At 44.0% G+C, this 24,139-nt stretch carries 25 protein-coding genes; 4 read left to right on the top strand and 21 right to left on the bottom strand.

Annotation, left to right across the window (positions count from 1 at the left end):
- Positions 1-54 precede the first annotated feature (54 nt).
- The 14 genes from Q1J64_RS06245 to Q1J64_RS06180 all read right to left on the bottom strand — a co-directional run bounded on the left by Q1J64_RS06245 (position 55) and on the right by Q1J64_RS06180 (position 13,908).
- Positions 55-1,950 (bottom strand): penicillin-binding transpeptidase domain-containing protein, encoded by a 1,896-nt coding sequence (locus tag Q1J64_RS06245; RefSeq protein WP_301108254.1) that lies wholly within the window; start codon positions 1,948-1,950, stop codon positions 55-57.
- A 74-nt stretch (positions 1,951-2,024) separates the two neighbouring features.
- Positions 2,025-4,253 (bottom strand): penicillin-binding protein, encoded by a 2,229-nt coding sequence (locus Q1J64_RS06240; protein ID WP_301108216.1) that lies wholly within the window; start codon positions 4,251-4,253, stop codon positions 2,025-2,027.
- A complete protein-coding gene (gene ftsL / locus Q1J64_RS06235; protein WP_301108215.1) occupies positions 4,250-4,621 on the bottom strand; it encodes a cell division protein FtsL in 372 nt (123 codons plus the stop codon). Before ftsL ends, Q1J64_RS06240 begins: the two co-directional genes overlap by 4 nt.
- 17 nt (positions 4,622-4,638) lie before the next feature.
- Entirely contained in the window at positions 4,639-5,571 is a 933-nt protein-coding gene (rsmH, locus tag Q1J64_RS06230; protein WP_301108214.1) for a 16S rRNA (cytosine(1402)-N(4))-methyltransferase RsmH, read from the bottom strand.
- Between the two features lie 17 nt (positions 5,572-5,588).
- On the bottom strand, positions 5,589-6,020 hold the full coding sequence (gene mraZ, locus Q1J64_RS06225) for a division/cell wall cluster transcriptional repressor MraZ (protein ID WP_301108253.1): 432 nt from the start codon (positions 6,018-6,020) through the stop codon (positions 5,589-5,591).
- A 395-nt stretch (positions 6,021-6,415) separates the two neighbouring features.
- A complete protein-coding gene (bshC, locus tag Q1J64_RS06220; RefSeq protein ID WP_301108213.1) occupies positions 6,416-8,032 on the bottom strand; it encodes a bacillithiol biosynthesis cysteine-adding enzyme BshC in 1,617 nt (538 codons plus the stop codon).
- 85 nt (positions 8,033-8,117) lie between these two features.
- Positions 8,118-8,498: a DUF3397 domain-containing protein gene (locus Q1J64_RS06215; RefSeq protein WP_301108212.1), complete on the bottom strand. Its 381-nt coding sequence runs from the start codon at positions 8,496-8,498 to the stop codon at positions 8,118-8,120.
- Positions 8,498-9,397, bottom strand: coding sequence for a ketopantoate reductase family protein (locus tag Q1J64_RS06210; protein ID WP_301108211.1), 900 nt, complete (start codon positions 9,395-9,397; stop codon positions 8,498-8,500). Before Q1J64_RS06210 ends, Q1J64_RS06215 begins: the two co-directional genes overlap by 1 nt.
- 58 nt (positions 9,398-9,455) lie before the next feature.
- On the bottom strand, positions 9,456-11,006 hold the full coding sequence (locus Q1J64_RS06205) for an acyl-CoA carboxylase subunit beta (RefSeq protein ID WP_301108210.1): 1,551 nt from the start codon (positions 11,004-11,006) through the stop codon (positions 9,456-9,458).
- An 18-nt stretch (positions 11,007-11,024) separates the two neighbouring features.
- A complete protein-coding gene (locus Q1J64_RS06200) occupies positions 11,025-11,240 on the bottom strand; it encodes an acetyl-CoA carboxylase biotin carboxyl carrier protein subunit (protein ID WP_301108209.1) in 216 nt (71 codons plus the stop codon).
- A 124-nt stretch (positions 11,241-11,364) separates the two neighbouring features.
- Positions 11,365-12,126 (bottom strand): enoyl-CoA hydratase/isomerase family protein, encoded by a 762-nt coding sequence (locus tag Q1J64_RS06195; protein WP_301108208.1) that lies wholly within the window; start codon positions 12,124-12,126, stop codon positions 11,365-11,367.
- Positions 12,127-12,549: 423 nt separating this feature from the next.
- On the bottom strand, positions 12,550-12,939 hold the full coding sequence (locus Q1J64_RS06190) for a hypothetical protein (RefSeq protein WP_301108207.1): 390 nt from the start codon (positions 12,937-12,939) through the stop codon (positions 12,550-12,552).
- 237 nt (positions 12,940-13,176) lie between these two features.
- Entirely contained in the window at positions 13,177-13,350 is a 174-nt protein-coding gene (gene rpmF, locus Q1J64_RS06185; RefSeq protein WP_153720521.1) for a 50S ribosomal protein L32, read from the bottom strand.
- A 24-nt stretch (positions 13,351-13,374) separates the two neighbouring features.
- A complete protein-coding gene (locus tag Q1J64_RS06180) occupies positions 13,375-13,908 on the bottom strand; it encodes a YceD family protein (RefSeq protein WP_301108206.1) in 534 nt (177 codons plus the stop codon).
- Positions 13,909-14,034: 126 nt separating this feature from the next.
- On the opposite strand from Q1J64_RS06180, the gene Q1J64_RS06175 reads away from it, so the two are divergent.
- The gene (locus Q1J64_RS06175) at positions 14,035-15,237 is read left to right on the top strand and encodes a nucleotidyltransferase (protein WP_301108205.1); all 1,203 of its coding nucleotides are present in this window, start codon (positions 14,035-14,037) and stop codon (positions 15,235-15,237) included.
- A gap of 8 nt (positions 15,238-15,245) precedes the next feature.
- Here Q1J64_RS06175 and Q1J64_RS06170 read toward each other — a convergent pair whose 3' ends face one another.
- Positions 15,246-16,292 (bottom strand): SepM family pheromone-processing serine protease, encoded by a 1,047-nt coding sequence (locus Q1J64_RS06170; RefSeq protein WP_301108204.1) that lies wholly within the window; start codon positions 16,290-16,292, stop codon positions 15,246-15,248.
- Between the two features lie 128 nt (positions 16,293-16,420).
- Here Q1J64_RS06170 and Q1J64_RS06165 point away from each other — a divergent pair, with 128 nt between their 5' ends.
- Complete coding sequence (locus Q1J64_RS06165; protein WP_301108203.1) at positions 16,421-17,308, top strand: hypothetical protein; 888 nt, start codon at positions 16,421-16,423, stop codon at positions 17,306-17,308.
- 44 nt (positions 17,309-17,352) lie between these two features.
- On the opposite strand, the gene coaD is transcribed toward Q1J64_RS06165, so the two are convergent.
- From coaD to Q1J64_RS06150, 3 genes are read right to left on the bottom strand one after another with little or no spacing between them, the layout of a single operon-like run.
- Complete coding sequence (gene coaD / locus Q1J64_RS06160; RefSeq protein WP_301108202.1) at positions 17,353-17,835, bottom strand: pantetheine-phosphate adenylyltransferase; 483 nt, start codon at positions 17,833-17,835, stop codon at positions 17,353-17,355.
- A gap of 4 nt (positions 17,836-17,839) precedes the next feature.
- Positions 17,840-18,394 (bottom strand): 16S rRNA (guanine(966)-N(2))-methyltransferase RsmD, encoded by a 555-nt coding sequence (gene rsmD / locus Q1J64_RS06155; RefSeq protein ID WP_301108201.1) that lies wholly within the window; start codon positions 18,392-18,394, stop codon positions 17,840-17,842.
- A complete protein-coding gene (locus Q1J64_RS06150) occupies positions 18,391-19,833 on the bottom strand; it encodes a hypothetical protein (RefSeq protein ID WP_301108200.1) in 1,443 nt (480 codons plus the stop codon). The genes rsmD and Q1J64_RS06150 overlap by 4 nt, the downstream gene beginning before the upstream one ends.
- A 103-nt stretch (positions 19,834-19,936) precedes the next feature.
- Here Q1J64_RS06150 and Q1J64_RS06145 point away from each other — a divergent pair, with 103 nt between their 5' ends.
- The gene (locus Q1J64_RS06145) at positions 19,937-20,332 is read left to right on the top strand and encodes a DUF7147 family protein (RefSeq protein WP_367183415.1); all 396 of its coding nucleotides are present in this window, start codon (positions 19,937-19,939) and stop codon (positions 20,330-20,332) included.
- Positions 20,333-20,344: 12 nt separating this feature from the next.
- On the opposite strand, the gene Q1J64_RS06140 is transcribed toward Q1J64_RS06145, so the two are convergent.
- Positions 20,345-20,617: a YlbG family protein gene (locus tag Q1J64_RS06140; protein WP_301108199.1), complete on the bottom strand. Its 273-nt coding sequence runs from the start codon at positions 20,615-20,617 to the stop codon at positions 20,345-20,347.
- A gap of 212 nt (positions 20,618-20,829) precedes the next feature.
- On the opposite strand from Q1J64_RS06140, the gene Q1J64_RS06135 reads away from it, so the two are divergent.
- Complete coding sequence (locus tag Q1J64_RS06135) at positions 20,830-21,708, top strand: PI-PLC domain-containing protein (RefSeq protein WP_301108198.1); 879 nt, start codon at positions 20,830-20,832, stop codon at positions 21,706-21,708.
- A gap of 464 nt (positions 21,709-22,172) precedes the next feature.
- On the opposite strand, the gene Q1J64_RS06130 is transcribed toward Q1J64_RS06135, so the two are convergent.
- A complete protein-coding gene (locus Q1J64_RS06130) occupies positions 22,173-22,616 on the bottom strand; it encodes a YlbF/YmcA family competence regulator (protein WP_301108197.1) in 444 nt (147 codons plus the stop codon).
- 59 nt (positions 22,617-22,675) lie between these two features.
- Positions 22,676-24,106, bottom strand: a complete 1,431-nt coding sequence (locus Q1J64_RS06125) for a UDP-N-acetylmuramoyl-L-alanyl-D-glutamate--2,6-diaminopimelate ligase (protein WP_301108196.1) — start codon at positions 24,104-24,106, stop codon at positions 22,676-22,678.
- Positions 24,107-24,139: the final 33 nt, after the last annotated feature.

The following is a 24,139-nucleotide window of genomic DNA, read 5'->3' as shown; positions in this document are numbered from 1 at the left end:
ATAGGTTCTCCTTCTAATTAACAGCAGATCCGCTCTTGGGTCCTGCGATATTTATTATTCTGTATAAAGATGAATCGTGTCTTCCACGGTCATCAACGTATTCGGAGCAGGCAATTGGCGTATAACTTTCTTCCCTTTGCCATGCCACTTCATTTTGAAAGTATAATTTTGTGCGAGCAGTTCTTTTTCGCTCATGCCCAGCAACTTAGGAGAACGAAACGTCACTGCATCTCCCCATCTGTATTCCTTCTCCAGTTGATCTTTCCTGCGTTCAATGCCGGCAATTGGAGCAACTTCCTCAATAATTCGCCCTACAATTGGTGCCGCAATAACTCCACCAAACTGAATGGAATTTTTCGGGCTATCGACTGCAACATAAACGAGCAGTTCTGGATCATCAGCAGGAGCGAAACCAATAAAAGACACAATATAGTCGCCATCTTTATAACGCCCGTCGACGACTTTCTGAGCGGTCCCCGTCTTCCCGCCAATTCGCAGACCATCGGCAAACGCATTGCGCCCCGAGCCGTTAGCTACAACTGACTCCAGAGCATGACGTACTTGCGCAGAAGTCTCTTCACTGATTACCTTCCGTTTCAGTTCAGGTTCGAACTTTTGAAGGGTTTTCCCATTGGAATCTTTCACTTCCTTGACAATATAAGGCTTATAAAGGTTTCCACCGTTGATCGTTGCCGCTACTGCCTGCACCTGCTGAATAGGCGTAACAGAAATTCCTTGTCCGAATGAAGTAGTGGCCTGCTCCACCGGTCCAAAGGCTTCTTTAGAAAATAAAATCCCTTTCGCCTCTCCCGCAATACCGGATTCAGTTGACGCACCAAAACCAAATGCACGTATGTAACGATCCAGTTTCTCACTACCTAACCGTTGGCCCATTGTGATAAAACCGGGGTTACAGGAGTTTTCAACGACTTCCAGGAATGTCTGATCTTTATGCCCTTCCCGTTTCCAGCATCGAAGACGGGCATTCGCCACCATCGTATAGCCGGGATCATAAAAACCTTCATTTTCCAAGTTAATGACTTTCTCTTCTAGTGCCGCAGCTAAAGTCACGATCTTAAAAGTCGAGCCTGGTTCATACGTCATCCATACCGGTAAATTCCGGTTATAAATCTTCGACTCAGCTTTCTGATACTCACGCGGATCAAAACCCGGTACGGAGGCCAATGACAGCAGTTCACCTGTTTTTGGATTCATTATGATTGCCAAGGCCTGCGTTGCATCATACTTCTCCATCGCTTGAATCAGCTCGCGTTCAACAATTTGCTGCATCTTCAGATCAATAGTAAGCTCCAAAGAAGAGCCTTCTTTACCGTGTTCGAAATCATCTTCGACATGCGGCAGCGGGATCCCTTTGGCGTCTGTAAACAATCTAATTTTATCACCTGTGCCGTTTAAAATCTCATCATACGCATATTCAATGCCCGCAAGCCCTGTACTGTCATATCCCGTGAAGCCGATCAGTCTGGCAAGCAAGTCATTATATGGATAGTGACGGACGAAATCCACTCCAACGTACAGGCCGGGAATCTGTAGTTTCGTAATTGCATCCGCCTGTTCCTTTGTGATGTTTTTTGCTTCCGGAGCCAGCTTGACCATATATTCTTTTTTGTTCATCTTCTTTTCCAACAATTCGACTGGTGAATTAAGGATTTTTGCAATATCCGGAATAGAGTCCGAAATGTCCCGATTTTGAGAAGGCATGAAATAAAGCGTCGGTGCTAGTTTATTGCCTACTAATAAATCGCCGTTGCGGTCCAATATTTCACCGCGCATTGCACCAAAAGGAATTTGTAGATCCCAATTCTTCTCGGCTTTTTCTTTCAGCCATTCATGCTTAACAATCTGTACATGGAACAGCTTACCGATTACCATTAGCATACTGATCAAGAAAATGAGGAATGCTGCTCGTAAACGTTTCTTCGACTGCATATCAATAAAAGACCGCAATGACTCACTACCTTTGTTTTTCTACTAAGGTATGTCAGCGAAATACGCTCTATTCATCAGCCGCCGATGATTTCTTCCTCTTCTGCCTGTTCTTTCTGCGCTTTAGTTTTCTTATGGTTATACTGTTCTTCCGGAGTGCGAAGTTCAATGACAATCGGATCTTGATCACTTACTTTCGTTCCTTTGGTTACGCTTTGCCCTACTGCATAGCCTTCCCCATTTATCCGAATATCCAGCTTAGACAGATGTTTAAACGACAGTACGGTCTTCTTTGACCATCCTGTGAAATCAGGAAGCGCAGTCTTGCCTGCAGTTTTCAGCAAAACAATAGAGTTCTCTGTTATTTGGGTGCCGGGAGACGGTATTTGTTCCGTTACCTGTCCGCCTTCACCAATGATAACTGGATTAAAACCATCCTGCTGTGCTGTTCCCGCAACTGTTTCTGCATTTCCCCCTACGTATTCTCCTACTTTACTGACAGGAATCTCTTCTTCATTTTCAGGAGCAATATTTAAATACTTCAAGCTATTTTCCATGATTGGATTAAACACCTTTGATACCGGATCCGATCCATACTCTCCAGCCTTCAGTTTAGGCTGCTGGACAGTTACATATATTAGCAACTGCGGGTCATCAATTGGTGCCATTCCCAGAAACGAATACAAATAGTTCCCGAAGCCCGCTATATAACCAGGACCTTGCGTGCGTGGAATTTCAGCAGTACCTGTTTTTCCGCCTACTGCATAATTCGGCAGATTATATTTTTGAGCTGTACCTTTTTCTGAAGTAACAGTCGTCGCCAGGATTTCGCGAACTTTTTTAGCTGTCTCTGCTGATATCGGCGAACCACTCTGTTCTGGTTCGTGATTCTCAATCACTTTATCTGTATTCGGATCAATAATTTTATCGATCACATAAGGCTTCATCATGACACCGTTATTTGCAATCGCGGACGCTGCTTGAATCATTTGAAGCGGTGTAACGGTAGAACCTTGACCGTAAGACGTAGTTAAACGTTCTGCTGGGTACTTATCCAAGACAATCCCCTTTGCTTCATTAGGCAAATCAATTCCAACACGTTCGCCAAATCCAAAGTCACGGATGTATTCAATGAACTTTTTATCGCCAATTCGTTCCAGCAAATAGGCCATCCCTACGTTAGATGAACGCTGAAGCCCTTCCAAAAAGGTAATGGTACCCCAACCCGTGCCGTTAACGTCACGGATGATTTTGTCGTAAATTTTATACGAACCCGACTTAAAATAGGCGTTAGGGTCCCATTTCTTTTCTTCCACCGCAGCTGCAAGTGTGAACATTTTCATCGGTGACCCAGGCTCAATCGTCTGTTCCACTGCATCGTTCAACCAGTTCTCCGTCAGACCTTCTCTTGTCATCGGATTGAAAGTCGGCCGCTGACTCATCGCCAGGATCTCACCCGTTTTTGGATTCGACACTAACACCAGCATTTTTTTCGGTGCGTATTCTTTTTCTACTTGATCCATCGCTTCTTCTACGAAGTTCTCAATCGTTTTATCTATCGTCAGTTTTATCGTTTGGCCATTGACGGGAGGAATTACTTTTTTATCAGTGGACGGCAAAATATAGCCCCAGCTGTCTGACTTATAATTCACTTTGCCATCTTTACCGTTCAATTGCTTGTCGTAAGTCTTTTCTAGACCCATCTTACCGACCGTAATGGATTTCTTGTCGTCTGTTTCTTCCTTTTGCGCGTATCCGACTAAGTAAGAAGCAAAGCGGCCGTTTGGATAAAAACGCTTTTTTCCTTCAACAAATAAAATACCGGTCAAACCTTTTTTTGCAAGTTCTTTATCCATTTTCAAGACAGTCTCCCGGGTCAGATCTTTACCTGCACGTCCGAACTCAATCTGCCACGTTCCTTCTTTGGCATTTTTCATTTTAGCCAAGATCTCCTGCTCTTCTATCGGAATGTACTTTGCCAGTACTTTCGCTGTCTCTTCATAATCCTGAACATGATATTTTCTATGACTGTTTTTGCTGCTCGCCGCTTCACTCAACACAGCCACCACCTTATAGCTTAGCGTGTCTGAAGCAATCGGCTCACCATTACGATCAATGATGGAACCTCGGTCCGCTTGCAAAACATTATGTTTTTCATATTGATTCGCAGCGATTTTCGCCAGTTCCTTGCCGTCAACCTGACCGGTCATCTGAATGAACAGGAATCTGCCGAATAATATGAAAAAGAGCCCTCCGAATACAACTAACAGTAGAAAGGCTCCCCATTGGAATCGAAACTTCTTCATCGTCCCGGCACGACCTTTACGTTACTTTCGTTGAGGTTCAGGCCATTTTCTTTTGCTTTTTTCCAAATGCGCTCATAAGTCATCTTATCGCTCACCTGATTGGACAATTCAGAGTTCTGTTTTAAAGTTTCATCGATCTTCGAATTTATTAATTGTACTTCTTTATTTACAGCGTTTAAATCAGAATGCGTCTGTAAGAGCATAGAAGAAAACAAAATCGTAAATGCTGCAAATAAAGCGAACAATATATTCTCGCCTTTAGAAAAACGTCTTTTGACACGGCGGACAACTGTTTGTTGCTCTTTTGTTGTATGTTGTTCGACTTCCGGTGTATATGGAGTGTATATTTTCCGTTGTTCTAATCCCATTGCTCGATTCCCCTTTTCTATTTCTTCTCTGCTATTCTTAATTTTGCTGATCTAGCCCGCTTATTTTGTTCGATCTCTTTATCTGTCGGAACAATGGGCTTTCTATTTACCAAACGTACGTCAGGTTCCATTCCATCAGGGATGATTGGTAAATTTGGAGGAAGTTCCGGTAAAGAGGATGCTTCCTTAAAAATACTTTTACATAAACGGTCTTCCAGCGAATGAAACGTGATGACACTGATCCGTCCGCCCGGTGCCAGAAGTGTAAGTGCATCCGTCAAAGATTTCTCTGCGGCACCCAACTCATCATTTACAGCAATTCGAATCGCCTGAAAAACCCGCTTTGCAGGATGGCCGCCTGTTCTTCTTGCCGCAGCCGGAATCCCTGTTTTGATCAGCTCCGCCAATTCCCCTGTTGTACGGATCGGTTCTTTCATTCTCGCTTCTTCAATCTTACGTGCGACCGGTTTAGAAAACTTCTCTTCCCCGTATCTGAAGAAAATTCGTACGAGGTCTTCATACGGCCATTCATTGACCACTTCATAGGCACTCAGCGGCGCACTTGTATCCATTCGCATATCCAGAGGCGCATCGAGATGATAGCTAAACCCGCGCTCTGCTGTATCCAACTGTGGAGAAGAAACTCCGAGATCGTACAGGATGCCGTCGACTTCTGTAATTCCTAAGTTCGCAAGCTCGTTTTTCAACTCACTGAAGTTCGCATGGACAAATTGCACCTGTGCTGCGTATTTCTCAAGCTTGGTTTCTGCAGCTTTAATCGCTGTCATGTCTTGGTCAAAGCAGATCAGACGACCTTTTGGTGAAAGAAGCTTCACGATTTCTTCGCTGTGACCCGCCCCGCCAAGTGTACAATCTACATATATGCCGTCTTCCTTTACATTCAAGCCTTCGACAGCTTCATGCAGTAAGACTGTGGTATGGTTAAACATTTTTACAACGCCTGCTTTCAAAAATCAAAATCAATTAGGTTTTCTGCAATGTCATTAAATGATTGCTCGGATTCTTCGTAGTACGCTTCCCATAGTTCAGTGGACCAGATTTCAAACCGGCTGGATACGCCGATGACCATACAGTCTTTTTCGATCTTTGCAAAGTCCAGCAAGTTGGCAGGAATATTCACTCTTCCCTGTTTATCGATGCCTACTTCAGCGGCTCCCGAGAAGAAAAAACGAGTAAATGCACGTGCGTCTTTTTTTGTAACGGGCAACGCTTTCAATTTTTCTTCCAGCTTTTGCCATTCATCAAGCGGGTAGCCGAATAGACAGTTGTCTAATCCACGGGTTAAAATAAAGCCTTCTGCCAATTGTTCCCGAAATTTAGAAGGTACAATGAGTCGGCCTTTCATATCAATTGAATGTTGATATTCCCCCATGAACATATCCTTCACCCCACTATATGAAATAATGTACCACATCCCCCCACTTTCCTCCACCCAGTATGTAACTTTTCTTCTCATAATCATTAAAATGTGTCAATAGTACTTCTTTCTCTTTAGTTTTGCGCATTTTCTACATTGTATGCATGTATTTCGACACTTTACATAATCTGCCCGCTGGTTCTCTCAGAAATTAAGGCATTAATGCGTTCTCTTTGCAGGCTGGCTCACAGCGTAAGGAAATCCCCAGTGCCGAAGCGGCTTTAAACTCGAACACGCTCTTCATTCAGAACTCCTTCTTTCTCGAGAGACGGGACATTCCCATTTCAATCCACGTTTCATTTAGGAACACGAAAAAACGGTATTGCAGTGGCAATACCGTTCCTGTTTACGACCTATTACAAATAAACTAACTGATGGCTACCGTCGAAACAGTACGGCTGGCGCATGAGTTCGTCTATGAAACCTGCGCCGAATTGGTTTATAAAGAAGTATGGAGAGTAGAGACGCTCTTGCAGTGAGCCTTCTGGATATAGCTGTTCGCTCAATATCTGATAACGTCTGTACTGCACTTGGTGCTTGCGCAGCAAGGACTGTTCCTTCATCTTTTCCAAATAGCTGAATTGCTGTTCGTGAAACTGCAAGTTTTTATTTAAAACCTGCAACAGACCGGGATCTTGCTCTTTCAAATGAGCCTGCATCTTGTCGAACTGTGCTTCAAGCTGCTGTCTCGACTCATTCACCAGCGCATCAAATTCACCATCTTTCTGCTCATCAAGCCATTGTTTTTTCAATTGTGGAAGTTGGTGGTCCAGTACCTGTCGAATGCTCAGATCCGTCAATTTCAGCGCTTCCTGCACTTGTCTGGAGATCAGTGTTATCGATAATCGAGGCACTACTACAGGCATACGAATACCTAATTTGTGGAATGATTCTTTCAGCAAAGACCAATACGCAATCTCACCCGGACCTCCGACAAATGCCAGTACAGGAAATACCAAGTCTTGCATCAGAGGACGTGTCGCAACGTTATTGCTCAAAAGCCAAGGTTCATTTTTGGCAAGTTCATGCATTTCTTGTTGAGAGAAAGAAAGGCCAATTTGCTCATTAACGAACATTTCGCCGACTCTTTTCAGCAATACTCTACCTGTTTCATGTACATAAAACAGATTCGCATCCTGTTCTTCTGATTCAATTGGCTTATCATAACCTAAAGAGTTCAGATTCTGCTCAGTTGAATAAATACTTTTGGCCATATCTGCCGCATTCTCAATCATTTGTGAGAAATACGCCGATTCCAGCTGGCGCAGCGGTTTATATGCGGCATCCAGGAACAATAAGCCATGTTTTGTGAATAATTGATTCATTAACGCAGTGAAAAACTCTGTGTATGTTTGCTGCTCGCCCGCTATTTTTAATACGTTCGTCAGCAGATTATTTGTATAAGTCGTTTCGCCGTAGCCTTTAAAGATCTTTTTTATATATGCATGCATTTCTTTCTGATCATAGATCGTATCAGAAGCCGTCGTTTTCAAAACAGATGGTTGTTTAAACTGGCGCTTTACAGCCTTTCCATCCTGTGCAGTATATGTATGATTGATTTCATTAATATCATGATCTTCACCCGCAATCCAAAATACAGGTACTACAGGTTTTCCGAGTAAACTTCTTTGTTCACGAGCCAATAAAATAACTGAAATTGCTTTATGTACAGAATATAAAGGGCCTGTTAACACTCCCGCCTGCTGCCCGCCAACAACAGCTAAAGCATCTGAAGAAAGTTCCTTAATATGCTGAGCAGCCAATTCAGAAATTCCGTAAGGCTGCATATAGCCTTCTATTACAGCCGCTAGTTCCTCTCTTTGGAAAGGCCTATACATCAGCTCTTTTGCTCTTTCTTCGTATCCTGCTGCCGTGACTTCATAATCAAAAAAATTATGGATAAATTGCGGATCTTCACGATACACTTCCATTAATTTATTCTTTTTAGGCAACTCTATAGTGTCTAATTCCATCTCATAAACTCCTTTATATCGAATGCTACCATCAGTATATCATCTCAATCAGACAGGTTGAATTGATACGCCTGTACAGTTCAGATCACTTAGCATAATGTATGATCTGCAAGATGATTCCTGAAATAATTAACAGAAAATAAGCAGCGGTCACTAAGAGAAAAAAGACCCGCCACGTTTTTCTCAGCACAAGTTGTGTCCGAAACTCTTTTTCCTTTATCCTTTCGATGATGGAAAAAAGAATTGCAATTACACATACAGTCCCGATGACATAAACCCCTAGCCATTGATCCCAAATCGCGTGAAGCAGAACAGTAACTGCGCTTGCTACAAATGGCGTGGTAAAGTCCACCGCCAAGCCGAATCTTTTAGACGGAGTGACCCTGATTTTTTTAAAGACCAGCAGTAAGACAAATAAAACAATAAAAGGAAAGAGCAAAATCGCTCCGATTATATTTTCTGCCATCAGCGTCCGCCACCTCTATTTAAACCATTCAGCATCAACTCAAGCATTTCCAATAAAGGTGCCTGTCCGCCTTTTTTTCGAATTTTGTTCAAAACTGCAGTGACAATGGTTTCAATCTCCATCGGATTTCCTTTAATTCGATCTGTCAGCATGGAAGATTGATTGCCCGCGGTCTTTCTGCAAACAGCTTCGATTTCCTCATAAGAAAGTATGTCTGCAATCTCCGGAAAGTTGCCAAGCAATTCTGCGCACTGTTTCTGAAACAACTCAAAAAAAGATGCATTTTCGAGCAGCTGCCCGTTTTTCACCTGCAAAACAGCTGTCAGCGGATTAATGGCACAATTAATTAAAGCTTTACGAAGCAATAAAGTTTCTGCATCCTGCTGGACAGCGATTGGGAAACGCTGCGGATCAATCTGCTCAAGCCACTTGACCGTTTCAGCTATTTTTATATTTGAAACAGCAATAGTAATCGGTCCAATTCCGTTATGTCGGACTGTCCGGTCATCGACACGTCCCGCCCCGTGTTCAACTGTTGAATAAGATGCATGAGAAAGCCCTAAACTTTCAACGAGTGCTACATGACCGATTCCATTTTGAATGAAAAGCAAATCCGGTTGCTCAGGTAATGAGCTGACTGTATGTAAGACATCATGCAGTGCATCGTATTTCACTGCAATAATCCATAAAGCGTCAGTCGGCAGATCTTCCGGATGCACAGTAGCATTTACAGATACCATCGTTTCCGCGCCTGTTTCATCTATTCGGACCAATCCTTTTTTCAACTGCTCTGCCTGCTCTTTTCGCCGCACCCAAAATGTCACATCTGCTTTATGCTGTGCTAAATAGGAGCCGATCAATAATCCTATGGAGCCTGCCCCCACTATTACAAATCGCATACATATCCTCCTTGAAAAAAAAGAGACACGACAGCCGCGTCTCTCTTGGTTGATTTCATTATACAGGATAAACAGGATGTTTTCTTGGCGCACGAACGATTTCTTTCGTTTCATAATAAGCTAGTCTTTCTGCCAATACGTTGCGCAGTTCAGAAGGAGCTGAAATTTCATCGATGATCAGTTCGGAAGCCATCTTATAAATATCAATTTCCTCTTTATATTCCTGTTGTTTTGCCTTAATGAAAGCTATTTTTTCTTTCGTATTATCAATTGCTTCAATTTTATTGGAATAAACCGCATTGACAGCAGCCTCTGGACCCATGACAGCTATTTGTGCAGTCGGCAGTGCTATACAGACATCCGGCTCAAAAGCAGGACCAGCCATTGCATACAAACCAGCGCCGTATGCTTTACGGACAATGACCGAGATCTTCGGCACAGTTGCAGAACTCATCGCCATAATCAGTTTCGCTCCATGACGGATAATCCCCTGGCGCTCCACTTTCGTTCCAATCATGAAGCCCGGGACATCCGCCAAAAACAACAGGGGGATGGAAAACGCATCACAAAGCGTGATGAATTTCGTTACCTTATCCGCCGAATCAACAAATAGTACGCCGCCTTTTACTTTCGGCTGGTTTGCAATGATTCCAACAGGCCGGCCATCGATTCGGGAAAGCGTCGTAATGACTTCAGGCGCGAACAGTTTTTTAATCTCAAACAGGCTGTTTTCATCAACTAGCTGATCGATCGCCTCATACATATCAAACGGAGCGTTTTGATTTTCAGGAATAATCTCTTCCAATGAACGCCCTTCTTTTATCGTGCCGGGCTTTGTGATTCTGGTATCTGCCTCGTAGTTTGCAGGGAAATACGCCAAATATCTGCGTGCTTCCGTAATTGCCTGCTTTTCACTTTCCACAAGCACATCGCCACACCCGCTGACGGAGCAGTGCATACGGGCGCCGCCCATTTCTTCGAGTGACACTTTTTCACCAATGACCTTTTCCGCCATCCTTGGAGAACCTAAGTACATCGACGCATTGCCTTCGACCATGATGACAATATCACAAAAAGCTGGAATATAAGCACCTCCTGCAGCAGAAGGACCGAACAGAATACACACTTGCGGAATCATCCCCGATAAACGCACTTGATTATGGAAAATACGTCCAGCTCCCCGCCGGTTCGGGAACATATCGAGTTGATCCGTAATGCGTGCCCCTGCGGAATCCACTAAATAAAGTAAAGGTACGCGCAGTTTCTCCGCCGTTTCCTGAATACGTATGATTTTCTCGACTGTCCGCGCTCCCCAGGATCCTGCTTTGACAGTAGAATCATTGGCCATGACACAGACAGTCTGACCATTGATCTTGCCCGTCGCCGTCACAACACCGTCTGCCGGCAGATCTTTTGCTTCACAGTTGGCGAATTTGCCGTCTTCTGCATATTTTCCTTCATCGAACAGAAGGCTCAGGCGTTCTCTGACGAACAGTTTGTTTTGTTCTTCTAGTTTCTGATGGTATTTTTCTCCGCCGCCAGCTGAGATGCGAGCAGAGATTTCTTCGAGTTTTTCATTATAAGCAGTCTTTGTCGAATCATTTGTCAAGAAACTCCCCACCTTCCGTCAAGATTGGATTGTCACCAGCACATCATCTTCATTTACAAAGTCGCCTTCATTACCGTGAATTGCCGTGATTGTTCCGTCCGTCTCTGCCTCCAGCGGAATTTCCATTTTCATTGATTCCAGAATAATGACGGTCTGTCCTTTGGTTACAGAGTCTCCCACTTTGACTTCAATTTGAAAAATTGTTCCTGCCATTGCCGCTTTGACTTCTTGCATACAATCACTCCTCGGTTTCTATTTTCCAACAGTATAACTTTATAGTAAGTGTATCTTACTTTTGAAAACGTTTTCAAGTAAATAGACAGCAGCTTCTAAGTCTATGTTTCTTGTTACATAAACTTTACTTGCTCTTCGTCAAAAATCGTTGCACCGCTTCATGATGAGCGTCACTTTCCCACAGTACCGAACAGACACGCGCTTCTTCCTGCATGGCCTGCTGCAGTTCAGCCGCCTTCCACTTTTTTGTAGCAATCGTTTTATAGGCGCGGTGGACATTGCGGTGCACTTTTAACATCGGTGCTAAAAATTGCTCCAGCGCTGTATCAGCATCTCCCCTATAGAGTTCAGTCGCCCAGCCAAGTTGCTTCAATTCTTCCGCTGAATGAACGCTCGCTCTACTCGTTAACATCATAAGCTGATCATGTGGACCGTTCTTCTCGAATAAAAGCGTTGCGCCGCCCCAGCCTGAAGTGATGGCCAGTGTCCCTTGAATGAAACCTGCTTTTGCTTGGTTTGATACCAATCGATAGTCACACGCTGTCGCCAGCTCGCAACCTCCCCCGACTGCCGCTCCGTTCACTACAGCAACTGTAGGCATTGGCAATGTCGCAATACGGTATAGGATATTCGCTCCCCTACTCAACATCGGCCACGCGTCTTCTGCTGTTTGGAAACCGTGGAAGTCACTGAGGTCTCCTCCTGAGCAAAATGCCCGCTCTCCTTCACCGGTGATGACAGCAAATGAGATTTCTGGATCGTCTTCGATTCGGTCCAGGAATTCTTCCAGACCTCCCATGACGTCATAGTTGATTGCATTGCGCATTTCAGGACGTGTAATTGTAAAGTAGGCAATTGAATTCTCGATCAAAATAGAAAAAGACAAAATGTTTCCCCCTTTTTTTTATGTAAACTGGATGGAAAAATAAAATTAATACAATCTGAATAATTGGTAAGTGAAAAGATCCCGTTTCCCTGCGTTCCAGGCTGACGCGTTCCGGAGGGCGTGCGGTGAGCCGCTTCCTTCGCTCCGCTCAGTCCAGAGTCTCACCTGACACGCTGATCCTCCGGGAGTGTTTTAGCCGCGGGCTCACACGAAGTGAGTCATGCAACCGTTGCCAAGCGAACTGCGTAGGGTTCGCTTTGTCGTATTTCTGTGTACTTTACAGAAAGTAAGACACCAGCCGGCGTACTTAGGTTGCCTTCCCCTCCGGTACACTGGCTTGTTTTTCAGTACTTCTTATGTGATTAGCAGTATGATCGTACTTTTGAAGACTTTCATGATAAATATTGTGTTCATGTAATACACTCAATTCAAACTGCAGTTGCACATTTCATCCAAAGCTCCCGCAAAGTCGAGAAACGAAAACTTCGGAGTAGCTATGAGCGCAGAGGCCGGTTCAATGATCACGGCGGGATGCGGTATGATCACGCAGCAGTGCCGAATGATCACGTGGCCGGTGTCTATAAGCGGCTGAGTCAGGGCAATGAGCACTTGAGCGGGTAATATGATCACCAGCGAAGCTTTTCTGATAGGCAGTTGCGCTAAACCAGTGTCCTGCAAAGCATACTCCATTCTAACTTCCAGAAAGATCGGGAAATGGGGACCAGATGAACTAATTCCAAACTCTGAAAATAACAACATGACATTCATTCCCCGCACCAGCGAAGGCGCAACTGCGGGGTTGCCCGTTGCCATGAGACAACTAGCGCGGTCTTTGCCGGCTGGCTCACGGCGTAAGGCAATCCCCCAGTGCCGCAGCGGGTTTCAACTGCAAAACATACCCCATTTTAACTCCCAGGAAAATCGATTAACGGGAACCACACAGACTACCAACACTCTTCTCTTTCAGCATACCATTTTTATGAAAAACAAAAAAGACTGTCCTGAGCCATGGTCTCAGGACAGCCTTCTATTTCGCTGTTTGGAATCTACTTATCCGTTTACAACGTCTTTTCCTTTGTAGTGTCCGCAAGATTTGCAAACGTGGTGTGCCAATTTCATTTCGCCACAGTTGTCGCAAGTATTCATACCTGGCGCTTCAATTTTGAAATGAGTTCGACGCATATTTTTCTTCGTTTTAGAAGTTCTTCTCTTTGGTACTGCCATTTTTGGGCACCTCCTTATAAGGGTTTACTCTTTATCGGTTTGAAAAAAATTAGCCAATCCCGCTAAGCGAGGATCCACTTTCTCTTCTGCTTCTTGCAGCCGCATCGCTTCCAATTCTTCATCGGTTGTATAGGACCAACCTTTACCTTCCATCTCCTGCACTTCATCTGCTGATTCGCAGAATACTTGCAGCGGGATCTCTAGTAAAATAAGTTCTTCCAATACAGGAGTAAAATCGATCATATCTGCTTCAGCCGGATGAATTTCATCATCTCGCTGCAGCGTCTCCTCGTCCCAGCTGAATTGCTCAACTGATTCTATGGAGAACGGATACTCGACGTCTTCCCACGTACGTGCACAAGGCAGAGTCATCGAACCTTCTAACCTAAGCTGGCATGTTAACTTTTTCTCACCAATTGAACATGTTCCGCTTACTCGAACAGGCTTAATATCCCTAATTTCTTCATTCCGTTTTTTGACGGAATCTAAATTTACTGCTTCGTCAAGCAATAGCGGGCCTTGCCTATGTTTCCGTAATTGATGAATGGACCATTTCATGTCTATCACCTCAAGACAACAATGTTGATTATAGTATTTAAAATAAGGGATGTCAAGATATTTTCTTGTCACTCCAACAAGCTTAACGTTATAATTCACTATACACTAGCATAGAGGAGGATTCCATTGATAGCAACCGGAATTACAGTAGAATATAATCCCTTTCATAATGGGCATCTTTTTCATTTGCGGGAAGCGAAAAGTCAGACTGGAGCGGATGTCATCATCGCAGTTATGAGCGGCCAGTTTCTGCAACGGGGAGAGCCTGCGATCGTGGATAAATGGACCCGTACCAAGATGGCTCTCGCAGGCGGTGCAGATGTGGTCATCGAACTGCCTTATGCCTTTGCAACGGCACACGCTACACAATTCGCTAAAGGCGCCATCCAGCTTCTCGACGCTGCCGGCTGCAGTTATTTCTGCTTCGGCAGCGAGCAAGGGTCCATCGCTCCTTTTACCAGTAGCTTAGATTTAATTTCACAGCATCGACAAATTTATGAACAAACGATACAACAAGCAATGAAAGAGGGCTTGAGCTATCCGAATGCATTGCGCAAAGGTTATGAAATAATTTCCTCTGATACTTCCGTTGAATTAGCCAATTTGGCTGAGCCGAATAATATTTTAGGTTTTCAATATATGCAGGCGGCAAGGGAAATTCAATCCTCCATGAAGCCTGTGACAATTGAGAGAACAGGAACGCATTATCATGATACCGAATTGCCCGACCACCCTATTGCAAGTGCGACCAGCATCCGAAAATCAATTTTCTCACCTGATTCAGATGATGACATTCACTCTTTTCTGCCAGCTGCTTCTTTTCAATTATTAAATGACTGGCAGGAGCAGTTCGAATTTCAAAGCTGGGACAAGTTTTATCCACTTCTGCGTTATACGATTCTACGCGAAGGACCCGGACTTCTGAGTGAAATTGCGGATATATCGGAAGGTATCGAATTCGCCTTTTTCAAAGCCGCTAAAGAGCAGCCGACGTTTCAAAGCTTCATGCAGGCAGTCAAATCAAAGCGCTATACATGGACACGAATTCAGCGGATGCTCGTCCACATCCTGACTGGCTGCCGCGCGTCAACCCGCGATAAAATCACAGAACCCGCGTATCTTCGGCTTCTCGGGATGTCAGAAGCGGGCAGAAGTTATTTGCAAATTGCGAAAAAAAAGCTGGAACTACCGCTTGTCAGCAGAGCAGCTTCCCTGTCCGATCCTTCGCTCGAACTGGATATTAAGAGTACGGATATTTATATGTGCGGTGTGCGGCCGGATGCATCTTTGTCCGGCCTGGATTACCGAACCCCGCCTATCTTGCTCTAGAACAGCTGTTATTTTTCTTCCAATTGTTCCAGGTAACTTAGAGCGTCATCCACCGTTTTTACCGGTATAACTTTCATTTTCGTGCCGATTTTTTCCGCAGTATCTCTTGCTTCTTCGTAGTTAGAGACAAGCTGCGGATTTTTCTTTTTCACTTCATCCGGCAACTCATCGTCAGGCGCAAAGAATATTTCTATATCTTGACGGTCCGCCGCGATGATTTTGAAATCGATGCCGCCAATACGTCCGACCGATCCATCCTCCAGCATTTCGCCTGTTCCCGCAATATTGTATCCTTTTGTCAAATCCACTTCTGTTAAACGGTTCATCAGCTCAAGAGTGAACATCAGACCCGCCGACGGTCCTCCGATATCTTCCGTATGGATATCAACTTTAGGATCCGTTTCAATGTCAATCTGCTCTTCAAAATGAATACCCAATCCTACGCGTTGCTCTTCGCCGGGCAACTTTTTCAGTTCTAACGGAATCGTCAGCATCTGTTCCCCCCGACTGACACGAAGACTTACCAGATCTCCTTCTTTCTTGCTGCCGATCAAGCCAATGAACTCTTCGGCTGAAGATAGCTTCTCATCATCAATAGATTGGACCAGGTCACCTGCAAAAAGTTTCCCCGCAGCTGTTCCGGCCGGCAGTACATTGGCTACGTACACACCTCTAAATATTCTTTCTATCGGCTTCCCGGTCTTTTCAAACGCTACAGAAATGGCATGCATTTTTGAATCAGCCATCAACTTTTTCTGACGGATGGAGTATTCTTCGTCACTTTCACCGTGCCTTCTCACATTTTTAGCAGGCAGTAGCTTCATTTTATCTGACACATGCGAAAACGCGTAAGTTACAGGCGTCGCTTTTCCAATTGCAATCGTCATCAGACTAAATGTTCCCCGTTCATTTTGATCGCCGCCGTCCACCTCAACGAGCGGAGCCAAATCATATGCACCGCCGGGTCTTGAAATATACATATCTAACGGATAAAGCCCAAGAACCGCTATCAGTATTAGGATGACGGCCACTATTCCCCACTTACGCATTCTCATTACAGCACACCTCCATTAATAGCCTGTACGAATTTAACATATATATTACGGTAGATTCCCTTGCAGTTCAAAAAATAGGAAGGAGAGACGCAAATGATAAGTCCTTTACCAGTCCGTCAACGTCTTCCATGATCAACGTCACAGTCATCTGGGCCTTGATTATTCTCTTTATCATTCAGCCTGAGATCGCGCATGAAGGAGCTGTTTCAGGAGCACAGCTATTCATTCACGCGCTGCTGCCGTATTTATTGCCTTATATCATTTTGACGCAATGGCTGCTTAAAATGCCCAGTCAGCAACCTGCAGGCCAATGGAGCAGATACATAAAGGCGTATGTACTCGGTTCATTCGGAGGGTTCCCGGTTGGTGCCGTGACAGTCAGTGAAATGAAGAAAAACGGTGAAATTTCCTCAGCCGAAAGCAGTCTGCTGCTGGCTTCATGTCATGCTCCAGGCCCTATGTTCATCATTGGTTTTGTTGGAAATGAACTATTCGGCAGCACGGCAAGCGGCTGGAAACTACTACTCGCCATTCATTTGGCAAACATTGCGTTTTTCCTCGTGATGCTGTGGTTTCTTCGGAAGCAGCGAATGAAAATGGTTATACCTCCTGCTGTAAAAGAAGAACAGCAAAATACATCACCTTTGCTCAGTTCAATCAAAGACAGCTCGTCTGTCATTTTATTGGTGGCGACAACAGTTATTTTCTTTTCTTCACTCGGTAATGTTCTGTCCAATTTGATTTCTACTGTCTTCCCTGTCGATATGGGCGTCACCAAAACCTTATTATTGGCCGTTTTTGAAATGACATCGGGTGTCCAGTCTGCCACCGAACACTTTAGCGGTGACAGTCTTTACCCACTACTGATAGCTGCAATTATTTCTTTAAACGGCATGAGCATCCACATGCAAGTCATGACGATCGCGAAAGGTGCAGGTATACGAATACTCCCATATGTCATTGGAAGAGCTTGGAACACCCTTCTCGTGCCTCTGCTGTTCATTTGGATGTATTGAGATGAAAAATGGTTATGATGAATTTTCATCATAACCATTTTCTATTATTTACTGAATTTCCGAATTAATGCTTCATTGACATGCGCAGGCACAAGACTGGATACATCTCCGCCGTACTGTGCCACTTCCTTGACGATGCTTGAACTCAAGAATGAATAATTACTTTTTGTCATCACAAAGAATGTTTCAATACTTTCATCAAGCACACGGTTCATTGAGGTAATTTGCATTTCATATTCAAAATCTGAAATCGCGCGCAAGCCGCGTACAATGACTGACGCATTGATTTTATGCGCATAGTCGATGAGCAGACCGGCTGAGGAATCTATTGTCACGTTCCCATACTGTGACGTCACTTCATGAATGAGGGCGATTCGTTCCTCTACAGTGAAGAGAGGTTTTTTGGATGAGTTATTCATCACCGCGACATGCACTTCCGGAAATGTTTTTGCTGCTCGTTGTATAATATCTAAATGTCCATTCGTCACGGGATCAAAACTGCCCGGCACGATTGCGATTTTTGACATGCCATTATCCTCTTTTCTCATATATAGTGATGGCTGTATTTCCATAAACAGATGAATTGATTTGATAGAATTCACCGTACTGTTCAGGGAGCAATGTCTGTTTCTCGTGCTCACAAACAATCGTAGCTTCTTCTCCCAGCAACCCTTGTTCAGCCAATTCATTCACCAGCTCATAATACTCCACTGCAGCATACGGCGGGTCAACAAATAATAAATCGACAGTAATCTTATTTTGCTTCAGCATTACGGCAGCCTGGCGTGCATCTTTTCTTTCAATATGTAATTGGTTTTCCATTCGACACTTTTCCGAATTCGCCTTGATGACAGCACAGGCTTTCGGATTTTTCTCAAAGACATACGCCTGTTCCATGCCCCGAGACAGCGCTTCAATGGCAATGGAGCCGCTGCCGCCGAAAAGCTCGACGACAGTCCCTCCATCATAATACGGCCCAATCTTATTAAATACCGACTCTTTTACCTTGTCAGACGTTGGACGTGTTGACGTGCCCGGAAGTGATTTTAACGGTGTACCTTTTCTGGAACCGGAAATGACCCTCACTCTTTTTCCATCTCCTTTATTAGACGTTCAATTTGTTGTACATCAATGGTTTCATCCGATTTCTCAATTAATACGAGGAAGATCCGTCTGAGCCACACTTCATCGAAATACAATTTGTTGTTGATCGTCAAATACGGTTTTTCTTTGTAGTCAAATTTCCGTTCATTCATGACATAGAAAGGCTCAATCTTGGAAAAACGGTAATTGCGCTTAGGGCTTTCAATATAAATCGACTGTTCATTGGAAGTGATTTTATATCCCATGCCTGTCAGCAATTCATTGGCAGGATAATAGCTCTTGCCGTCTTTCACGACGATTTTCGTGTCTTTTAACTTTTCCCCGTCCAGCAACAGCTTGCGGGAGTCCAATAATAAGAACGGATAACTGTACTGCTGTTCATGCATCGTCTTCTGGAAATACTGCGAATCAAACGTCAAGACATCTTTCAGAATCGCATCCAATTTTTCAGCTGCCAAAGGCTGTCCCATCTGACTGCGTACATTTTTACGGAAAGTACGGAATTCATCTTCTGTCAGCGCTTCTTTAAAACGGATGAAAGCATTTTGCTCAGCCTTCGTACCGATCGCCTGATCTCCAAGGATTGAAGCCAGCATACTGTTCATAGACGGCTCATCCGTCGGAATAATAAATCGCGACTGGATACTCATTCGTGCAACTTGTTTCAGTACCTGATTTATATTCTGTGGCTTTTCAGTAACGAACCGCTGAGCATATAAAGTTTGATTATTAGGTGATAAAAGTACACTGACATGATCTCCGCCGATTTCCTCCAGCATCTTTTCCATCTCATCGATTTGCTTTGTATCGATGCCTTCACCGTATACCGTCAATTTATTGGAAGAGTATGCCATCGGTAGATCCTGCGGCTGCCAGTATAGTTCATTAACGAAACCAACACCTCTATAGAGCCGGTACGTTATGCGCTCTTTATCAGCAATACCTACTCGTTCGAGACCGTTCACCCACATACCGCCGATATTCTGCTCATCAGTCATATGAAAGACTGTTGTCAGCGGCTTGGCATCCTGCAGCAGAACAAAAGGTCTTTTAAATAATTTTCGGCCTGCTAATTTTTCTGTTTTAGGGATTTTATACGAGATCGACTGCCGATCCCGTTCTCCTTCGTCAAATGCAATTCCAGCTTCATTAAAGCGAGAACAGGAAGCTGATTCTTCTGTCAGACAGTCGTGATCAATACTTCCTTCGGGCCAGATAATTTCATATCTGCCTGTCGCTAAATCATAAAAATGATGCCGGACGTACAAGCCGTCTGCCCGGTTAATCACTTCTATTTCTTGACGGTACGTATCAGGGCGATCTTTGTCTCCGCTGGCAGTGGCTGACTGGCTGTAATGCAAATAAAGTAGCCCGGCATTTACCGCAGCTAACAGAAACAAAATCCTCAAGATAGTTTTCAAAGTACAACACCTCATCACATGGTATGATGGATAAGATCCATTCACAAGACAATAACTACATAAGCAATCCGCCGTTTGATTGCTTGAAAGGAAGAGCTAAATTATGATTCAACAGCGTTTTATTGAACTCGGAGAAGGTTATGGCGACATTTATGAACTGCTTGAATTAATGTCTACAAATTCCCATAGATTGTACAAATCCTATATCTTTTCTTCAAAGAAAGGATCGGCTGAACACCTGTCATTTGCGGTTTCTTTTCACCCTGCATTCAGCGATGGCCAGTTCATGCCCATCTATATCTGTAGAGAAGGGATTAAACAATCTGAAGAGAAACCTTCAAAACGCTTCAATTTGTTTGTCGAAAAGGCTGAATTAATGAATAGTAAGCCAGTCCGTGTTGAAGTGAAACATTCATCCGAGTTTGCAGAAAAAGATTTATTTTATCAATATATCACCGGTGTTCTGCGTTTAAATCATTTGCTGCCGCCGTTGCGTTAAAAACGAGTTCGATTACAAACCCGTTTTATAATCGTATTCTTTTGCTTTATCCGGCTTAGCATTTTCGTATACGGTACTCACAAATGGACGCTGTGAAGTCAAAACTTTTTTAACCGCAGACAAACGTTCTAGCTTGGTGACCGTGCTTTCCACTTCATCTTGGTCGCAATACAGCACGACATATTTCATCTTCTTAGAAATATAATGGACATGCCCAAATTTGCGCAGTGATTTCGCTTGTTTTAAATGATGGAGATAGACAATTATTCCTTGCCGATCAATCATAATTCTCCCCCTCTTTCTTACTTCATACAATACCATAGGTGAGAAAAGTCCCGCAACCTTACGTATCGGATGTTTGGATGTTCTCTTTATTCTATTATTGCACTACTTCCGCAGAATAGGTTACACTATGTTAGATATAAACGTTCATTCAGTGCAAACTGGGTGTGTGGAAAAAATAGTAAAGTCCGACTGACTACTGAGGAGGTTTTAGAGTGGGGAGGAAAACAAAAGTTGCTTTAACTGTTGGAGCTGCAAGTGTTGCCGCTTGGGCCGCTTCTAAAGTGGTTGTGAAGCCAGAGCCACGCACAGAAAAGAAAGCACTCCAATTTTCTGAGAATGCAGTATTAGCTGAAATTGATATTGCCGAAGACCCTTCCGTCCATTCGCTCACAGCATTTACAAAGACAGCCGATTTGGGCGTACACGGTTTTGTCGTAGATATCCGGCTGACCAAAGATGAAGAAATTATCATAGCCCCGAGCAGCAATTTATTGCCGACCGGAGCTATTGCAGACTATACGCTAGCCGAATTAAAAAATGATTATCCTTCTTCTCCAGAGCAAACGGAGACAGAAGCTGACGAGGATCCTTCCTTGATTTTACCGCTGCGAGAGCTATTGAAAATGTTCCCTCAGCTGCTAATTGTCATTTCCATGGGAGATTCTCCTGATACTTATGAAGGCAGCTTGATTCCTTCAAAGCTATGGCGTCTGCTGAAAGAAATGGACGCTGCTGAACGAGTTGTCGTCACGAGCACGTTCGATGAGCAGATTGACCGCTTTAATTTGTACGCACAAAATTCCGTAGCTCTCGGCGCCGGCAGTGAAGAAATTAAGAAAGCTTATGTTGCTTATACCAGCAAATTCGGGCACCTGTACAGACCAAACGCAGACTTATTCTGCCTGACGGAAAAAATTGGTATGTTCCCGCTTGCTTCGGAAGGTTTTATACAATTTCTGCAACAACTAAACATTGCTGTATTTTACGAACTTTCCAATACAGCCAATATTGAAAAGTTGGCTAAACTGGACATCGACGGTTTCACTACGAAAAAGTCTAAAGAAGTTCTGGAGTATTTTAACGAAAATTAAAGATTTTTAACTTTGAACTGTTTCTGTTCGGTCGCTCGACTTTTAGGAAGTTTAAATAAGTGTGAGTTTTCTGTTTAAACTCGCTTCGGCGCTGGCGGATTGGTTTACGGAATGAGCCAGCAGTTGTACCTTTGCGTAGAGTGTTTTATTCAAGTTACAATTGTCTCCCTACAGAAACATGAACTTGCTTAATCAGGCACAGCTTGATCTCGATTTGAACTAAAAAAACATTTACTTACTGCACTTTTAATACAGATCAGTACTTATTGTCAGCTAAGTTAATGTGTGACCTTTCCTTTTATTACTCTTGAAACTAATCACGACGTAAAAAGTATTAAAACACCAGCCAGTGTACCGAAGTGGAAGGCAACCTAAGTACGCCGGCTGGTGTCTTAATTTCTGTAAAGTGTACAGAATAAGAAAAACCCTGCAAACTTCGCAGGGTTTTTCTTATGAACAAATGCTTATGCCGAGCACGAACAGCTACCGCCTGAGCCGCATCCGCCGCCGCATGAAGTGTTAGTAAATGCTCCGTCTCCGGCAGGCACCTTCACTGCTGCAGATACCGAACTGCCGATCATAATGCCAATTTCGTCCAACAACGACTGAACATCATTCTCTGCAAGACGCAGCGCCGCCACCTCATCGCGTAAATCTAAGGCTCTCTTTTGCAAACGTATATCCTTCATAACCGACTTATAATCAGGATGATAGCGTCCAAAACGCTGAACCTCTTCATATTGTTCCTTCACTCTATTAAAATTAATGATCTCTTTCCGCAGATCAGAATTAGAATACACACGGTTGTATGCGTCTTGATAGGTTTTCACAACCTCAGAACGCAGCAGCATATCGGAAAGCTCTTCCGCCATATCGATGACATTCATCCATTCATCCGTCATCATCATAGATTGCCGCACCTCCTATCCCATCCATCATACCAAAAATCGATCGGTTCGACTATTCATTAAGAATCTTCTTCCGCTACCGCTTTATCAGTGAAAGCCAATTTCACCTCATCTATATCGCAGAAAGGCTCCGTTCGCGTACCAATTTGCTGTATTTTCTCATGTCCTTTTCCAGCAATCAATACGATATCTCCCTTTCCAGCCTGCCGAATTGCATAACGAATCGCAAGCTTACGGTCGAGCAGTACATCGATCGGCACCGCAAAACCCAAAGTGCCTGCCAGGATATCTGTAATGATTTGCGAAGGATCCTCCGAACGCGGATTATCAGAAGTCAAAATAACATGTGAACTGTACTGTGCTGCTACAGCTCCCATTTGGGGTCTCTTCTCGGGATCGCGATTACCTCCGCAGCCGAATACCGTCACGACATTCCGAGTTTTCTCTTCGCATAAAGTTTCAAGTACCGCCCGTAAAGCATCCGGTGTATGAGCATAATCCACAAACACATCTACCCCGCTCTGACTGTACTTTTCCAAACGCCCTTCAGGCAACTTCAGCACAGCCAGTTTAGAGACAGCTTTTTCGAATGAAAAGCCCACGGCCTGCAACGCACAAACCGCAGCTCTTGCATTCATCTCATTATGTTGTCCCGGAACCTCCACCCTAAATCCATTTATTGATGTGAGAATTCTGTTTATGTGAGTTTCACTAAAATACATCACTTTCCCCGTCGCTTCTCTACTCATCTCTACGCATACCGGGTCACTTTCATTCACAACTAATTGATCCGCCAATGAAACCAGACGTTTCTTCGCATCGATATATGCCTTTCTACCGCCATGTTCCGCATAGTGATCCACACCTACATTCAAAAGAATACCAATTGTTATAGAGCAGTGAGCAAGGCGATTAGAAGAAAGTCCGATTGAGGAGGCTTCGAGGATGACATGTGTCACCTGCTTCTCTATACATGTGCGCAATAGAGGATGTAGCTGCTCTGCCGGCATCGTCGTCAGCGAATCAGCAGGTGTCCCGGTCAGGACGCCGTCTATGAAGATCCCTGTCGTTCCAATCACCGCTGCTCTCACTCCATGTACCGCCAGCAACTGTCCGATAAAATGACTGACTGTCGTTTTGCCGTTTGTTCCAGTCACCGCAATCACTGTTAATTCGGAAGCTGGATTGCCTGCTAATTTCGCACTTGCGAACGAGATAAACAAAGAACTGTCCGGTACAACAAGTATGGTAACGCTGGGATGTATATGGCATAAATCCATGTTCACTCGATCCAAAACTATAGTAGTCGCACCTTTCGCTATTGCTTCTTCGATAAATTCCAGACCGTCGCGTAACGTGCCTTTTCTGACGACAAATACATAATCCTTCTTTACTCGCTTCGAATTTTCCGTAATACCTCCGACGATCTGCCGGATTGACCCTTGCAGCAATGTACACGGCCACTCCTTTATCAATTCAGATAAAAGCAAGGTGTCACGCCCTTTCCCGAACATTTTAATTAC

The organism is Sporosarcina sp. (assembly GCF_029257255.1).
Taxonomy (GTDB): Bacteria; Bacillota; Bacilli; order Bacillales_A; family Planococcaceae; genus Sporosarcina.
This window is presented reverse-complemented; position numbering and strand designations above follow the sequence as displayed.

Coding starts and splice junctions, on each gene's coding strand:
- Q1J64_RS06130 (WP_301108197.1), bottom strand. CDS start 22,616: ATGATGATGACGGATGAATGGATGAATGTCATCGATATGGCGGAAGAG.
- coaD (WP_301108202.1), bottom strand. CDS start 17,835: ATGTCAAAAATCGCAATCGTGCCGGGCAGTTTTGATCCCGTGACGAAT.
- Q1J64_RS06245 (WP_301108254.1), bottom strand. CDS start 1,950: ATGCAGTCGAAGAAACGTTTACGAGCAGCATTCCTCATTTTCTTGATC.
- Q1J64_RS06200 (WP_301108209.1), bottom strand. CDS start 11,240: ATGCAAGAAGTCAAAGCGGCAATGGCAGGAACAATTTTTCAAATTGAA.
- Q1J64_RS06240 (WP_301108216.1), bottom strand. CDS start 4,253: ATGAAGAAGTTTCGATTCCAATGGGGAGCCTTTCTACTGTTAGTTGTA.
- Q1J64_RS06145 (WP_367183415.1), top strand. CDS start 19,937: ATGATTCAACAGCGTTTTATTGAACTCGGAGAAGGTTATGGCGACATT.
- rpmF (WP_153720521.1), bottom strand. CDS start 13,350: ATGGCAGTACCAAAGAGAAGAACTTCTAAAACGAAGAAAAATATGCGT.
- bshC (WP_301108213.1), bottom strand. CDS start 8,032: ATGGAATTAGACACTATAGAGTTGCCTAAAAAGAATAAATTAATGGAA.
- Q1J64_RS06210 (WP_301108211.1), bottom strand. CDS start 9,397: ATGCGATTTGTAATAGTGGGGGCAGGCTCCATAGGATTATTGATCGGC.
- rsmH (WP_301108214.1), bottom strand. CDS start 5,571: ATGTTTAACCATACCACAGTCTTACTGCATGAAGCTGTCGAAGGCTTG.
- Q1J64_RS06165 (WP_301108203.1), top strand. CDS start 16,421: ATGATCAACGTCACAGTCATCTGGGCCTTGATTATTCTCTTTATCATT.
- Q1J64_RS06140 (WP_301108199.1), bottom strand. CDS start 20,617: ATGATTGATCGGCAAGGAATAATTGTCTATCTCCATCATTTAAAACAA.
- Q1J64_RS06190 (WP_301108207.1), bottom strand. CDS start 12,939: ATGGCAACGGGCAACCCCGCAGTTGCGCCTTCGCTGGTGCGGGGAATG.
- mraZ (WP_301108253.1), bottom strand. CDS start 6,020: ATGTTCATGGGGGAATATCAACATTCAATTGATATGAAAGGCCGACTC.
- Q1J64_RS06215 (WP_301108212.1), bottom strand. CDS start 8,498: ATGGCAGAAAATATAATCGGAGCGATTTTGCTCTTTCCTTTTATTGTT.
- Q1J64_RS06180 (WP_301108206.1), bottom strand. CDS start 13,908: ATGAAATGGTCCATTCATCAATTACGGAAACATAGGCAAGGCCCGCTA.
- Q1J64_RS06170 (WP_301108204.1), bottom strand. CDS start 16,292: ATGAGAATGCGTAAGTGGGGAATAGTGGCCGTCATCCTAATACTGATA.
- ftsL (WP_301108215.1), bottom strand. CDS start 4,621: ATGGGATTAGAACAACGGAAAATATACACTCCATATACACCGGAAGTC.